Origin of the sequence: Clostridium sp. (assembly GCF_016650095.1) — a bacterium.
Lineage (GTDB): Bacteria > Bacillota > Clostridia > Clostridiales > Clostridiaceae > Clostridium_AD.
In genome coordinates this window covers 1-14,003 of record NZ_JAENWL010000054.1, presented here as the reverse complement: position 1 = coordinate 14,003, position 14,003 = coordinate 1, and the positions used below count along the sequence as shown (strand labels likewise).

The following is a 14,003-nucleotide window of genomic DNA, read 5'->3' as shown; positions in this document are numbered from 1 at the left end:
ATAAATCCCCCTTATAAAATAATTAATTTTTCAAGTTTTTTTATTGCTTTGCATGTACCTATTCTATAAAAATTAAAAAAATCCTTTTATAAAAAATCTTTTTAAATTTTTAAACATGTTAACGGTTACACATTTTCCTAACATAATAAGTATATGATATGAATTAAATTATATATCAATTTTTTATTATTAGCAACTATTTATTATGTTTATTAAAATTAAAAAAATACACGAGAATTCTCTTTAATTATATTATATATGAATTTTTTATTATTAGCAATGATTTGTAAAATAAAGACAAAATCTTCACTAATATTTAGTAATATTTAGTAAGAATCTTGTCTTTATTTTGATTGTACCTAGCTCATAAATTCAGCCTTCTTAAGAATCTCAATAGCCTTATCCGAAACTTCTTCTGGAACTAATACTACTGGCCCTGTGCATCCCATGCCGCTTTCTGAATAGATTTCTTGTTTCCATAAGCATTTACATGCATCTTCGAGCTCTAGTATGTCTATTCCAAGTATAGGAAATGTAACAACCCTTTTCTTTGGCATTTTTACTTCTTCTTCAACATCTATTTTTTCTACCTTTTTAATAACTTTATTTATAGCTTCTTTTAAACCTGCTTTATAAGCTTTAGCAAATTCATCTCTTGCAATTGCCAAAACATTATTTTCCGCACAAGCAGCACAATATTTTAAAGCCTCTGCTATAAGTGGTGCTCCTGAGGATCTTGAAACTATATTTATAAGTTTGTTATAACTTTCTCCAATACCTGGTCCATATCCAGCACCTACAGTTTCATAGTTGCCTCCTGTGGTAAACGAAGCGAAAGTTTTAACTAAAAGGTTGCCAGTTAATGAATCACAAACCATAACATCTGGTGTCCCGAAAAGCAAGTCATTCCCTCTCATAATGGCACCACCGTCAGCTCTTAAAGAGTCTGCAAATCTAAAATCATATCCATTACTTTGCACTTCTTTTAATATTCGCTCAACCTGTCTTGCTCCATCTAAATTCAAAATTCCAACAGTTGGATTTTTGATACCTGTAGCTTTAGCTGTAGCAATACCAGAAATTGTATTAAGCACCATGCCTTCTACTCTGTTTGTAGAAGTAGTCCCGGTAGTTGTAGCTAACATCATATCAGTACCCCTGCCTGGTGTTACCAGCCTTCCAACTGTGGATACACCTATAGGGAAATCAAAATGTTGAGTAACACATCCGCTTAAATAACCATTTTCTAGTAATTCCGTCATTTTTTTATGACCTTCTTCTGCAGTCGTAACCTCTATAATCTCAAAGTCAGCATCTACTTTTGGTCCTATTAAAATAATTACAAAATCTTCATATTTATTTTTAGCTATTTCTGCAGCTTTTACCATTTCTTCTATGCCATGTTCTGATCCAAGTATAGTTAAACCAATTCTAACACTATTTTTAAATTTTCCGCTTTTTATGCCGTTAGCTATATCATTAAATACTTCAGCAATCATTTGTTTAGTTGCATTTTCACTCATATCTACACCCCTTTTCTAAGCGACAAATTAATCATTACCTGCGGTACTGCTATTACCTTCGGTACTCCTAATACCTTCGGTATTGCTAAATCATTTTATTCATTTTTATTGATTAAATATTCAGCAAAATCTTTCATTGCGTCTCCAACCATAGCCTTAACTTCATCTTTGCTAATTCCTGATTGTTCTTCTACTATTCCTGGATTTTTTTCAACTAAAATTGATATTCCATCAAATAAATTAGTCATCCTTCCTAGGAATAAACTTCCTTTACCAATTATCATGAAGTTATTTAGCACTCCTGATTTTATATGTTCTATTCCATGTCCAACAATAGGTGCTCCTGAAGGTATATGTCCTTGTGTTGGTGCATATCCTGGGTATCCATGTTGTTTTATAAAATTAGGTAGTTCTTTTCTATCCAATTGTCCTTTTTTAACTGCGAGAGCTCCAATCATTTTGTAGTTCTGTGTAGGTACATCCCCTGCTCCTGCAGGCTCAGTTATATCTGGAGTTTGCATTTCAGGTGCATATTTATCCACGTCTGTAATTTTCATTCCAACAGCCGTCAATGGATCAAGTACTAATGCTTCGAGAACCGCTTGAGGTGCTGCGCCATGTCCTATAGTATGTTTTCCTATTACGTCAGTTCGGAGTATTGGACTAACGCCATCATTTTCTGATACAAGAATAGCAAATCCACCTAAACAATCCTCAAGTATAGGCAATCCCTTTTTAACATGATCTTTACCGTTCATACCGAGTTTTGCAGTAGCTCCTCCAGCAATAACAAGTACATTTTTAAATATACCTGATTTAACTAATGAAGCAGCATTTACTAATGCATGAGTTGGCGCAGCACAGAATCCTCTTATATCCGCTCCTGTTGCTCCAGAAAGTCCTACTACTTCACCTATAGATTTAGCTAAATTCCCGCCGCCTCTTTGGTTCATATCACCTACAGCCTCTTCTGAACATTCTAATATATATCCAATTTCTTCAATTGGTATATCTAAGTTATTTACTAAGTGAAGTCCTGCTAGAATGCCTGATGCTTTAACAGCTATGTTTTCTAACATATAATGAGCTGCAAGGTTTGGATCAAATTCGTGAGCTCGTCTTACGCAACCTATTAAGTCTGTTCCCTCATATAAACCTTCTGCACCATTATCTTCAACAAGATTTCTAATTTTCTCTATTTCCTCACCAACTATTTTTTCCACTTTGCTAGCTATTAGTGGGTGTTTTGATAATTTTTCTTTTACTTTTTCTGCAAAAGAATTCTCTAATAATACAAGATCAAATACATCTGAGATTTTCATTAAACCATAGAACTCATCCTGTGGCATTATTTCACCAAATTTCCCAAATCTCTCTGCATTCTCAACATTCTTTCCATACCAAGGTCTTGGCATCTCAGCTAATTCTTCTGGAGTTACGTTTCCTATATATGTTTGGTTTGGGGCATATGCCACAACCTCTTGAAATCCTCTCAAATGACTCTTCATGCCGCTTAAATACTCAGAATCTGGATTTGTTTCCTTCTCTATTATTTGTGTAGTTCCATTGTGAATTACCATATCTGGCGTATTTACTAAAATATAAGCTGCCTTTTTTATAACTGGGAAATTCATAATCACTCATCCTCCTTATTTACCTTTTCAAGTGCATAACGTGCTTTTATTTATGTACATTAATTTTAATATTTTTAATGCACAATCCACAATATAAACTTTTTCAACTAAATTTGCATTGTGCATTGTGCATTGCATTCTACCTAGTACATTGTGCATTGTGCGTTGCACACTGTTAACTATGAATTACATAAATAATTAGGGAACATAATAGTCCCCTAATTATTTACTAATCACAAATTAAAAATTAGTCTTCAAATACCTTTTGACCATCTACAGGTGTTTGTAGAGCCATTAATGCTTTTTCTACTAATCTTCTTCTTAATTTATACTCATCTTCCTTGCTTAGTGCAGGGTTTCCAAGTGGGTGTGGAATAGCAACTGTAGGTATAATTCTATTTGCTCCAACAGTTACTGAAACTGGAGTAATAGTACACATATGAACTACTGGTAATCCAGCTCTTTCTATTTCTTTAACTAGCGTTGCACCGCAACGCGTACAAGTTCCTCATGTAGACGTTAATATAACTGCATCTACTCCATCGGCAATTAATTCTCTAGCAGTATCTTCACCAAATTTCTTAGATGATGCAACTGCTGTCCCATTACCTGTTGTTGAATAGAAATATCTGTGCAACGAACCTATTTTACCTTCTTTTTCTAAGTCTCTTAATACATCTACTGGAATAACTCTATCTGGATCTTCATTAGCATATACTGGATCATGTCCGCCATGTGCTGTTTCATGAGTCTCAGAAGTTAAATCATCTATTCCTTCTATATCGTATTTGCATATCTTAGAAGCACTTGAAGATTCTATATGATCCGGGTTACCTTTTGGAACTATACCACCTGACGTAACTATTGCTATTTTAGCTTTAGTTATATTACTTACTGGAGGGTTTGGTTCAACTCTATCAAAAGTAGGCATTTTGAATTCTGATACAAATTCTTCTCCCTTTAACTTCTTAACAAGCATATCAACTGCTCTTTTAGAACCTCTTTCACTGGCGAAGTAGTTCTTTCTTACACCTCTTTCGATATAATTATCTTCAGAAGGGGTTCCTATTTCCTCACCTTTAGCTAATTTTAATGCGAGAGATACCATTTTAGGTAATGCATCTCTCATACCTACAGCACTATTTCTAGTTGATACTAAGTACACTTGTTTTTTATACATATCAGCACCTGGATTTTCTACATACATCCCAGACATTACTGGTATATTTAGTTGCTGCTTTACTGCTGTAGCTACTGCACCACAAGCTATACCATATCTTCCTGCATTAAAAGCTGGTCCAGCTATAAATAAATCCGGGTTGTATTTTTTCACCATTTCTATTATTTCAGCTTGAGCTTCTTCTATGTTTTCAGCAAAGTATGAGTCACCACATATTATAGTAGCAACTATTTCTGCGTCACCTTTTTTCAATAAACCATTAAGTCCCATACCTGGTCCAACGACGCCTTCTCTAACTTCTGGTTTAATATTTGCATGTTCTTCTCCGCCTATTCCAGCGTAAAATTGGTTTATATAATGAACAATTTTTAACAAGTATTTCTCCCCCTTTCTAATGGGAATTTACAATTTTCTTCAACTATGTTTTATATAAGATAACTTACAATCTTATACAGTATATTTAGAGAATTCTTCTCTAATTGGTTTTACTTCTCCAATTATTTCATCTACTTCTAAAACCATTTCCATCATTCCACATTGTTCTTCATAAACAGCCTCATCACATTGATCTTTAATTTCTGGTTCAACTATATGATATACAGCAAGTCCTAAAGCAATTCCCGCTAGTGGTCCAGCATATGTTGGGTCTCCTGCTGCCACTGTTTCTGCAGAAAGTCCTGATGCTTCAGCCTCAGCTCCTCCAATAATTACAACCATGTTTTCAGCACCATACTTCTCAGTAAGGTCTTTTACTCTTTGTTGGATCTCCAGATCCATAGCTCCCGCAGCCGTTCAGACAAAGCATTCTGTTGATGCAAATACTACTTCAGCTCCAGCAGATTTTACGCATGCTTCTATTGCAGGTCCTGGTATTCCGTCTCTATCTCCAATAGCGATAACTTTTTTCCCTTTTAACATTTTCATCTTCCTCTCGTGTTTATATTTTTCATTATTTCATAGTAGTTTTAATTTAATTCTATATTTATCTAATTTGCAGTTAACATATCTTACAAATAAACTTTATAACATTAGTATCCCTTAGCTGTTAAATTGTTAAATCCAACTTCACTAGTTGCTCCAGTTATAACTTGGATTTCAGCAAAGATAGAACCATCTGCTCCAAGGCTTCCCATGTGTCCACCAGCTATTATATCAGCGGCTTCCATGTGCCCAATTATTTTTTTCATTGGAGGTAGAGTAATTACTTCATTAGCATTTCCCCCAGTAACAACTGCATCACCATGTGGCGTTGAGTCAGCCAGTGACTGAGAACTTCCATCTTGGCCTGCATACTCATCAGTTAAAAGTACAGTTTTAACTCCTTTTGCTGTTATCTTATTACAGTTCATAACAAGGTCAGCATCTGGATTACCAAAACCTTCTTCTGAAATTATAGCAGCATCCGCTCCTATGAATTCAACTAATTTTGCAACCATATTTGATGATCTTTCTTTATCTGCCAAATATACATTTTCATTTGTTATGATACATCCGATAAAGTTAATATCCTTGCCATGTCTTTCATATAAATCTTCTATTATCGGATGATTCATATGTACATAACTTGGATTTTTGTCACAAGCTGAAACGCAATTACCGCTTACTATAGCTCCATCAAATATTTCTGTTGGATATATAAATGTAGGTATTATCTTCTTAGCATCTACTCCATAAACATATGTATCATGCAATAACCCTTGTGTTTGAAGCATATATACATATACTACTTTTGGCAATTCAGGGTATTGTTTAACCTGCTCGAGTAGTGGTAATGTTTCAAATGTTTTCACTTCATCAGGTTCAATATTTTTCCCAGCGAGTCCAAGATAAATAGCTGCTTTAAAGCCTACCATTCTTACAGCTTCTTCATGGTCGTGTTGCATTACTCCCTCTTTTGGTTCACAAGTAATTACTAAGTTGTTTGTTTTCGAAAAAGGTGTGTATTTAGCTCCTTCTCCGCACATATCAACTATTCCTTCTTGGAATCCAACTATTTTACCAGTAGTTATAACAGCTGCTCCTTTAAGAACGTGAGTTCTTCCTGAACCTACTGTATCAACCTTGCTGATAAAGCCTGGGAATATTCCACCAGTACCTTCTACTTTAACTCTTGGTTCTATTACGTCTTTTACTGGAATTATTCTAACTTCCTCACCTGGTCTTGCTATATCAAAACTAATACTTTCTAGTCTCTCATCTCCACCAATCTCTTTTAATAATTCCTCTTGATGTACATAAAGAACTCCACCCTCAACCTTTGTTTCTGGTCCAAACTGAATATCTTTAATAAATATGTTTCCAATTTCTAGACGCAAAACATTCACCTCCTATAATCTAAAATATATATCTAATAACTTATAGCTTTTCTTATTATATTTTTACTATAAGTCTTAGTACCAAATTATAATGTATTGTAGTAATCTTTTATAAAGTTTTCTATATCGTCTAATGAAGAAATTTTATCTGGTGCTATTGTATTAACTTTTTCTCCACCTTTGTATAAAATCATTGTTGGAAGTCCCAAAACTCTTTGCCCTATAGCAGTTCTTCTTGCTCCGCCAATATTTAAAGAAGCAAATTTAATTTTATCTGAAAATTTTTCCTCAAGATCATGCACCCCTGGCATAAGTTCTACACAAATTTCACATTTTTCTCCCCAAAAATCAACGAATACCGGTTTTTCTGATTGTAATACTTCTGCTTCAAAATTGTCTTTATTTAATTCTAACATTATTAATTTCCCTCCTGTTTTTTTTATTTTGTACATAAAGATTATTAATCTTTATGCCTCCTAAAATTTTGTTATTCTATTTATAGTATTATCAAATTAACTAGTTTTTATATGATTTATAACATATATCCTAGTTAAATTTGTTTTCAATATAATGTTCAGCATGAGTCGCTGCTATTGCACCATCTGCCGCTGCAGTTATTACTTGTCTTAGTAATTTTGCTCTTATGTCTCCTGCCGCATATACTCCTGGTATATTAGTTCTCATTTCTTCATCAGTGATAATGTCGCCTCGTTCACTCATAGTAATCTTTCCTTTAAATAATTCTGAAATCGGAAGATATCCTACAAATACAAAACATCCATCTACTTTTAAATCACTAAGTTCACCTGTTTTAACATTTTTAAGCACTAAGCCTTCTAAGATTTCTTCGCCCTTGGCTTCCACTATTATTGAATCCCAAACAAACTTTATTTTCGGATTTTTAAAAGCTTTTTCTTGTAATGACTTAGCTGCCCTTAATTCATCTCTTCTATGTATTACTGTAACACTTTCACCAAATTTAGCTAAGTATATAGCTTCAGATATAGCTGAATCTCCACCTCCAAAAACGGCAATGTCTAGTTCTGTAAAGAAGTCAGCATCACAAGTTGCACAATAAGAAACTCCTTTTCCTCTTAGTTCTATTTCATTTTTAAATCCACCAAGTCTTGGATAAGCTCCTGTAGCAATTATAATTGTTTTAGCTTTGTAGGTTTCTTTCTTGCATTTAATTTCTTTAATTTCACCTTCAAGTTCAACTTCAACGACTTCTTCTTTAACAAAGTTTGTTCCAAATTCTTCTGCTTGCTGTTTCATTCTTTTACTTAATGATGTTCCTGTACAATCTTCAACGGAACCTGGATAATTATCTAATTCATCAGTTGTAGTCGCTTGTCCACCGAACTTTGCCCTTTCAATTATTAAAGTATCCATTCTTGATCTTGATGCGTAAAGTCCAGCAGATAATCCCGCAGGGCCTCCCCCTATAATTATAGTATCGTAAATATGTTCCATGTATAAAACCTCCTCATTTTTCCTTATTACACATTTTAACAAATAACTCGTCAATATGCTAGTCTCTACTACCCTAGTCTATTTTCCTGTGCCTAATTTATTGCATGATTTATTAAATCAGAATCTATAAGTTGAAAATCTAGTAATATTTTTTCATTCCACTGTGGTGTTTTAAAATCATTTAAAAATTTCTCTGTGGCCATAATGCTCTCTTCTATTATAGATAACGATTGCAAGTCAACTTTACCTAATTTCTCTTTGGATATGCAAATAGTTCTATAAGGAGTCTCGTTTGGCTTTACACTACTCATTAATGGGTGAGTTAATAATTTATGACCACCATGTATATTGTCCCTAACTTTTTTCAAAATATCCATCATGGTTCCTTCAATAAATACTACCTTATATTTACTTTCAAATTGTTCTTTTGACATTGGATTATTTGTTACAATAATTAATGGTTCTATCATTTAACGCCCTCCATTTTTACTTATAACATGTTTTTTAGGCAACAAAAAAAACAGATATAAAAGCCACATATGCCTTTATACTCTGTCTTTGAACCTGAGAGCTTTACTCCTTCGGTGCTATTCGCTTTCCAGAGGTATGTCCATTTTCGGTACTCTTGCCTGAGAGATTCATGTTGCATGGGCTGCAAAACTTACTCCTTCGGCTATCTTAAATCAGTTAAATCCTTCTATTTTAAACTTATAAGGATCTATACTGTGTTAATTTTAAGATTATCTCCCTAAAATATCATCCATTAGAATATTAATTTTTATTACTCATTTGACTACATTATACACCCTTTTTTTCGCAGTTGCCACAATCTTTCGATTAATATCTATTTTATTTTTCTATAGCAACGATACATATATCAAATAGTTCGTTATTCTTTTATCATTTATGGATCATATTAAATACTTTTACAAAATCTACATTTAAATAAAATGCTGCAATATCATTTCACTTAACTGTTCTCTAATAATTTTCAACATAAAAAATACCACAGGCACCTTCACCAGCATGTGTCCCCACAACGCACCCGACCTGACACTCTATAAAATCCATTTTCCGTTCAACCATACTGGTTCTTAAACTTTCTAAAATATTTTTATCACTAGCTTGTAATAGTATGCTTGTTTCTCCACTTTTTATTCCCGTTTTGTCTAAATTGTTTAAAATACTTGTTATTGCTTTTTTTCTTCCACGAGCTTTGTCTATTACCGCCATTTCACCATCTTTTACAGTTAAAATTAATTTTATATCTAATAATCCGCCTATAGCTCCAACAGCTTTAGACAATCTACCACCCTTTACTAAATTTTCTAAAGAATCAAAAGCAAGCGCACTTTTTATATGTGGTATTATTTCTTTGACCTTATCTTTTATTTCAAATATATTATATCCTTCTTCTTTTAATTTGCAGGCTTTTAAAACTAAAATTCCAAGACCTGAAGTAACATTATAACTATCAATTGTGATAATATCCTCTGTGTCTAACATTCCTTTAGCTATGCAAGCTGATTGATAAGTTCCACTCATTTTTGAAGAAAGATGAATAGAAACTATCTTATATCCCTCATCTATATATTTTTTATAGCATTCATAGAACCTGTGTGGATTTACCTGCGTTGTGGTAGGAAACTCATATGAATCCCTCATTTTAAGCAAATAATCTTGTAGGGTAATATCTTCCCCATCCTTATAAGTTTTATTTTCTATGTTCACGAGTAGAGGCAAAACTTCTATATTATACTTATCAATAACATCTTTGTTTAAATCGCATGTACTATCCGTTATAATTTTAATCTTTTCCATTCCATTCCTCCTTGCTTGCCTCTGGGGGATATAATAATAAATATTCGATATTTATTTCATCTCTGGAAATTCTATCTGCCTAAGAGCTTCATATGCCATAATGGCCACAGTATTAGAAAGATTAAGGGATCTAGTTGAACTCTTTATCATAGGAACTCTTATGCATCTTTCAGGATCACTGTCGCGAATGATATCAGGAAGTCCTGAGGACTCTCTTCCAAAAATTATAAAATCACCTTTTTTATATTCTACTTCTGAATAGAATTTTGAACCTTTTGTTGTAGAATAGTAGAATGTTGACTCCTTATATTTTTCTCTAAGCGCATCATATGACTCATGTATCTCCAAATTAAGATATGGCCAGTAATCTAAACCTGCTCTTTTAAGTTGTTTCTCCTCTAAACTAAATCCTAGAGGTTTTATAAGATGAAGCTTGCAATCAGTAAGCACGCAAGTTCTTCCAATATTCCCAGTATTTTGTGGAATTTCGGGTTGAAATAAAACTATATTTAAATTCATAAATTTTTCCTCCTTATGGTTCAGTAATGCAAAACGGTTTTTAATTGTTCTTCTCTAGTTGCCTAAATGTCTAAAACTATATTACCCTAATAATATTAAATAGTAAAGATATACGCAACTAATATACCTTGCCTATGACTAGACCTATAAAAGTTTTTCTATGGTCTCAGCTCTTTTATATGACTTATCTACTATTTCTTTTGGATAACACATGTACTCTAAAAGCCTAATGGCATTTCTTGTTTGAGAAACCCCTTTTTTTAACTTATAATCAAAGCTTAACCCTTTTTTATTATCAACTTTTTCACTAAAATAGTAAAATTCAAACTTTTCTTTTAATATATTCACTAATTCTCTATCATGAGTAGCTACAATAGAAATAGTTTTTCCATTGTTTATGTAAGTTAGTATTTCTGCTGACATAGAAATTCTCTCTATTGGGTTTGTACCTCTAAATATCTCATCTATAGGGCAGAATACAGGTACTCCCTTTTCTAGTGCCTTAATTATTCTAAGAATTGATTCTACCTCTGCCATAAAGAAACTTTTCCCCTTTGTTAAATCGTCACTCGGGCTAATTGATGAAACTATATTAAAAAAAGGTGCCTCATATTCTTTAGCCAAAACAAAATCAAAGCACTGAGCCAAAATTATATTTACTCCCAGCATTCTTAAAAATGTAGACTTTCCAGCCATATTTGTGCCTGTAAGTACTATACCTCCATTTTCTATGTTAATTGAGTTTGCAACTGCATTATCTATAAGTGGATGTATTCCCTGCTTTATGCTTAATTTAACCTCATTTATAAACTTAGGCTTTGCAAACTGCTGTTTACAATTATGTATATACCCTGAAATAGAAATTAATGCCTCTAATTCCCCAACTGTATTGTAAAGATCTAATAAAGTTTCTTTTTCTTGTTTTATCTTATCAGATATAGAGTAATAAGCCCTTTCTTCCAAGAGAAAAATTACAGAAAGAGATTCAAAAAAACCTCCCCACATATTTATAAATCCTATTAATCTTGTTCCTCTATCGATTTCCTTTATAGATTTAAGTATCAAGGTTATTTTACCTGTATAGTAAATTATATCTTTATTCTTTATACTTGCAATTTTTTTAGCCGCCACAATATTTTTTCTTAAATAGAATATTCCATTAGACTTAATAGCCCTTACTTCGATGGAGTTTATAATCATATTAATAGAACTTAACCCAAGCAGTACTAACATATAATTTATATTTACAAATATTGCATAAAGAATTATTATCAGCGGTATTACTTTTCCAAGAAGAGTGTATATATAATATTTAGCTTTATTTATAATAAGATCATTTTCTATCATATCTAAAAAAGTATTTTTATAATCCCTACTTAACTTAAAAAAAATGCACTGGAGTTTTTCCCGGAGCTGACTATTTTCTTTAAATGACTGAATTAATCCCCCTCTTTCTTTTAACTCTTCTACATCCATTAGTGGATTTCTCAGCATTGAGTATAACGCCGCTTCTCCAGGGCTGCTATAGGTTCTATCCAATTTCTCATACACTTTATTCATATCTAAATCGTCCCATGTTTGATTATCTAAGGTAAAATCATTCTTTTGACTCACCTCAAAAAATTTCTTAATGTGCTCAAAATTTCTTTTCTTATCCACATCATAATCATAATCACTTCGTATTAATCCTAAAATCCTTTTGCTCATAGTGAAATCCTCCTTAAGTTTTTCTGAATGCCCCTTTATCGTTAACGTAAATTCTAATAATATCAAAATAACTTGGAATACCTTACTATTAGAGTGTATAAACTAATCTTGGTATTCTTCGATTTTTTATAACAATAGAATCTACTTCCCCAGCTTCTATTGCGCCCATTTTAAGATAAAATTCTTTTGCTTGTGGGCTCGTAACTAAAACTACCTGATTAGTATGCATATTTTTACAGGTCTCAACCATATGATTCCATAATAGCTTTCCATATCCTTTCCCTATACTTTTAGGCTCTACATAAAGATACTCTAAAGAAATTTCTTTATCATCCCTTAAGATACCATAAAAACCTATAATACTATCATTTTCTTCTATAATATATGTTATATTGTTACTTATAAACTCTTCAGTAACCTTATAAAGAGATTTAAAATTTTCCATGTAATCTGAATCATAACCCCAATAAGCTTCTGATTTAATTGCAATATTAGTTAGAGTTTTAGATTCCCATTTTTTAGCTTGTCTTATGATAGTCATTGCAATCCTCCTTTTACTTTATTATATCATTTTTCGATTCATATACTATCTTCCCATTTCCATCTGTTATTTTTTCAATTCTTCGCTTCTTCATCTCCCATTTAAAATTATCCTTTAAATGTTCTTTATTACTGTCGGCATCAAATACATCTATTACATACTTGTAATTAAGCCCATATCTATCTTGAATCATTGCATATATTGTCAGCTTATCACCCGCATCAAGTTTGATATTCTCCTTAACATCTATTGATATATTATCCAAAGGTTCTATTTCCCGCTGACTAATAATAACTCCATTCACATCATTAACTATGTCAATTTTTTTAGCGCTTCCAGCTCTAGAAGCGCCAATTGTAAGATCTATTTTCCCACTATATTGATATCCGCTTAAACTATAGGTGGATTGTCCATTAAATCCGCCATTTATATCTAGTAGATATTTAATTCTCAAATTATGGTATTCTTCAATTGTTTCAATTTTTTTAACTCCACCTTGCTCCAAGACAACTTCCAGGTTAAAATCATCAAAAACATATGCATCTACATTTGCAACAAAAGATGTTCCTTCATTTTTCATAGGAACGTTTTTATCATTTAAATTTAGACTTGCTATTAACCCCTTTGGATATTCCTTAGGAGTTAGCGTTAATCTAACAGGTATAGTGAAATCACTAGGATTTAATTCTCCAAGTGTTACACTGTAATTATCTAAAATACTTCCTTGCTTTTTAAGCTTTGTATCAACATTTGAATAAACACTATCAATTTCATTTCTTAAATTGTTAACCACAGAATCGCTCTGCTGAAATCTGTTGTTAATATTGTTTTCCAAGCTGTTTATTTTAGAGAAAGTAGCCAAGTTTAACAGCAAAAGTGCTGTTATTATAAAATATAAAAATTTCTTATTCATGTATGCCCCCATCTTTATTAGTTTGTATTTCTAATAGTTTCATAAATTCACTATATTGATAGACTAAAAAATTTATTCTTCCCAATATGAATCCCCTAACTCTACAATCTCACCTTCTAAAGGATTTATCATAATATATTTTTTCTCTCCATTATTTTTAACAAAAGAAAAATAATAAAATCTACGTGGAATAAATATTTCTTTTATATTATCAGATATAATTGGCACAGTATTATTATAATATGATTCAAACTCAACAAAATAATCTAATTCATTTTTATACTTGTTCTCTGCAATTAGTTTAGCTTCAGCATAGGTATACTTTGGTAACAAAGCAAAAAATACAACAATTGAAATAAGATTAATGATGATTATTT

At 32.2% G+C, this 14,003-nt stretch carries 14 protein-coding genes and 1 riboswitch; all 14 genes read right to left on the bottom strand.

What is annotated here, in order from left to right; translation table 11 throughout:
• Nucleotides 1-359: 359 nt before the first annotated feature.
• Entirely contained in the window at nt 360-1,523 is a 1,164-nt protein-coding gene (grdD, locus tag JJE11_RS05340; RefSeq protein WP_291633372.1) for a glycine/sarcosine/betaine reductase complex component C subunit alpha, read from the bottom strand.
• Between the two features lie 95 nt (nt 1,524-1,618).
• On the bottom strand, nt 1,619-3,157 hold the full coding sequence (grdC, locus tag JJE11_RS05335; RefSeq protein WP_291633370.1) for a glycine/sarcosine/betaine reductase complex component C subunit beta: 1,539 nt from the start codon (nt 3,155-3,157) through the stop codon (nt 1,619-1,621).
• Nucleotides 3,158-3,404: 247 nt separating this feature from the next.
• The gene (grdB, locus tag JJE11_RS05330) at nt 3,405-4,712 is read right to left on the bottom strand and encodes a glycine reductase complex selenoprotein B (RefSeq protein WP_291633369.1); all 1,308 of its coding nucleotides are present in this window, start codon (nt 4,710-4,712) and stop codon (nt 3,405-3,407) included.
• A 72-nt stretch (nt 4,713-4,784) separates the two neighbouring features.
• Nucleotides 4,785-5,261: a glycine/sarcosine/betaine reductase complex selenoprotein A gene (gene grdA / locus JJE11_RS05325; RefSeq protein ID WP_226176937.1), complete on the bottom strand. Its 477-nt coding sequence runs from the start codon at nt 5,259-5,261 to the stop codon at nt 4,785-4,787.
• A 104-nt stretch (nt 5,262-5,365) separates the two neighbouring features.
• The gene (locus JJE11_RS05320; protein WP_291633364.1) at nt 5,366-6,652 is read right to left on the bottom strand and encodes a glycine/sarcosine/betaine reductase component B subunit; all 1,287 of its coding nucleotides are present in this window, start codon (nt 6,650-6,652) and stop codon (nt 5,366-5,368) included.
• A gap of 86 nt (nt 6,653-6,738) precedes the next feature.
• Complete coding sequence (locus JJE11_RS05315; RefSeq protein ID WP_291633362.1) at nt 6,739-7,068, bottom strand: thioredoxin family protein; 330 nt, start codon at nt 7,066-7,068, stop codon at nt 6,739-6,741.
• 130 nt (nt 7,069-7,198) lie between these two features.
• Nucleotides 7,199-8,125, bottom strand: a complete 927-nt coding sequence (gene trxB / locus JJE11_RS05310) for a thioredoxin-disulfide reductase (protein ID WP_291633360.1) — start codon at nt 8,123-8,125, stop codon at nt 7,199-7,201.
• A 92-nt stretch (nt 8,126-8,217) separates the two neighbouring features.
• Complete coding sequence (locus JJE11_RS05305; RefSeq protein WP_291633358.1) at nt 8,218-8,595, bottom strand: GrdX family protein; 378 nt, start codon at nt 8,593-8,595, stop codon at nt 8,218-8,220.
• A gap of 137 nt (nt 8,596-8,732) precedes the next feature.
• Nucleotides 8,733-8,885: riboswitch (glycine riboswitch) on the bottom strand.
• 221 nt (nt 8,886-9,106) lie between these two features.
• On the bottom strand, nt 9,107-9,946 hold the full coding sequence (locus JJE11_RS05300) for a DegV family protein (RefSeq protein WP_291633356.1): 840 nt from the start codon (nt 9,944-9,946) through the stop codon (nt 9,107-9,109).
• A 51-nt stretch (nt 9,947-9,997) separates the two neighbouring features.
• Nucleotides 9,998-10,465, bottom strand: coding sequence for a tRNA (cytidine(34)-2'-O)-methyltransferase (locus JJE11_RS05295; protein WP_291633354.1), 468 nt, complete (start codon nt 10,463-10,465; stop codon nt 9,998-10,000).
• 144 nt (nt 10,466-10,609) lie between these two features.
• Entirely contained in the window at nt 10,610-12,172 is a 1,563-nt protein-coding gene (locus tag JJE11_RS05290) for a DNA mismatch repair protein MutS (RefSeq protein WP_291633352.1), read from the bottom strand.
• A gap of 88 nt (nt 12,173-12,260) precedes the next feature.
• Nucleotides 12,261-12,713: a GNAT family N-acetyltransferase gene (locus JJE11_RS05285; protein ID WP_291633350.1), complete on the bottom strand. Its 453-nt coding sequence runs from the start codon at nt 12,711-12,713 to the stop codon at nt 12,261-12,263.
• Between the two features lie 13 nt (nt 12,714-12,726).
• On the bottom strand, nt 12,727-13,626 hold the full coding sequence (locus JJE11_RS05280) for a hypothetical protein (RefSeq protein WP_291633348.1): 900 nt from the start codon (nt 13,624-13,626) through the stop codon (nt 12,727-12,729).
• A gap of 72 nt (nt 13,627-13,698) precedes the next feature.
• Nucleotides 13,699-14,003: hypothetical protein (locus JJE11_RS05275; RefSeq protein WP_291633346.1), on the bottom strand; the 305-nt coding region annotated here is incomplete at its 5' end.

What these genes read in the sequence shown, in the direction of transcription:
- grdD (WP_291633372.1), bottom strand. Translation starts at nt 1,523, where the DNA reads ATGAGTGAAAATGCAACTAAACAAATGATTGCTGAAGTATTTAATGAT.
- grdC (WP_291633370.1), bottom strand. Translation starts at nt 3,157, where the DNA reads ATGAATTTCCCAGTTATAAAAAAGGCAGCTTATATTTTAGTAAATACG.
- JJE11_RS05315 (WP_291633362.1), bottom strand. Translation starts at nt 7,068, where the DNA reads ATGTTAGAATTAAATAAAGACAATTTTGAAGCAGAAGTATTACAATCA.
- trxB (WP_291633360.1), bottom strand. Translation starts at nt 8,125, where the DNA reads ATGGAACATATTTACGATACTATAATTATAGGGGGAGGCCCTGCGGGA.
- JJE11_RS05305 (WP_291633358.1), bottom strand. Translation starts at nt 8,595, where the DNA reads ATGATAGAACCATTAATTATTGTAACAAATAATCCAATGTCAAAAGAA.
- JJE11_RS05300 (WP_291633356.1), bottom strand. Translation starts at nt 9,946, where the DNA reads ATGGAAAAGATTAAAATTATAACGGATAGTACATGCGATTTAAACAAA.
- JJE11_RS05295 (WP_291633354.1), bottom strand. Translation starts at nt 10,465, where the DNA reads ATGAATTTAAATATAGTTTTATTTCAACCCGAAATTCCACAAAATACT.
- JJE11_RS05290 (WP_291633352.1), bottom strand. Translation starts at nt 12,172, where the DNA reads ATGAGCAAAAGGATTTTAGGATTAATACGAAGTGATTATGATTATGAT.
- JJE11_RS05285 (WP_291633350.1), bottom strand. Translation starts at nt 12,713, where the DNA reads ATGACTATCATAAGACAAGCTAAAAAATGGGAATCTAAAACTCTAACT.
- JJE11_RS05280 (WP_291633348.1), bottom strand. Translation starts at nt 13,626, where the DNA reads ATGAATAAGAAATTTTTATATTTTATAATAACAGCACTTTTGCTGTTA.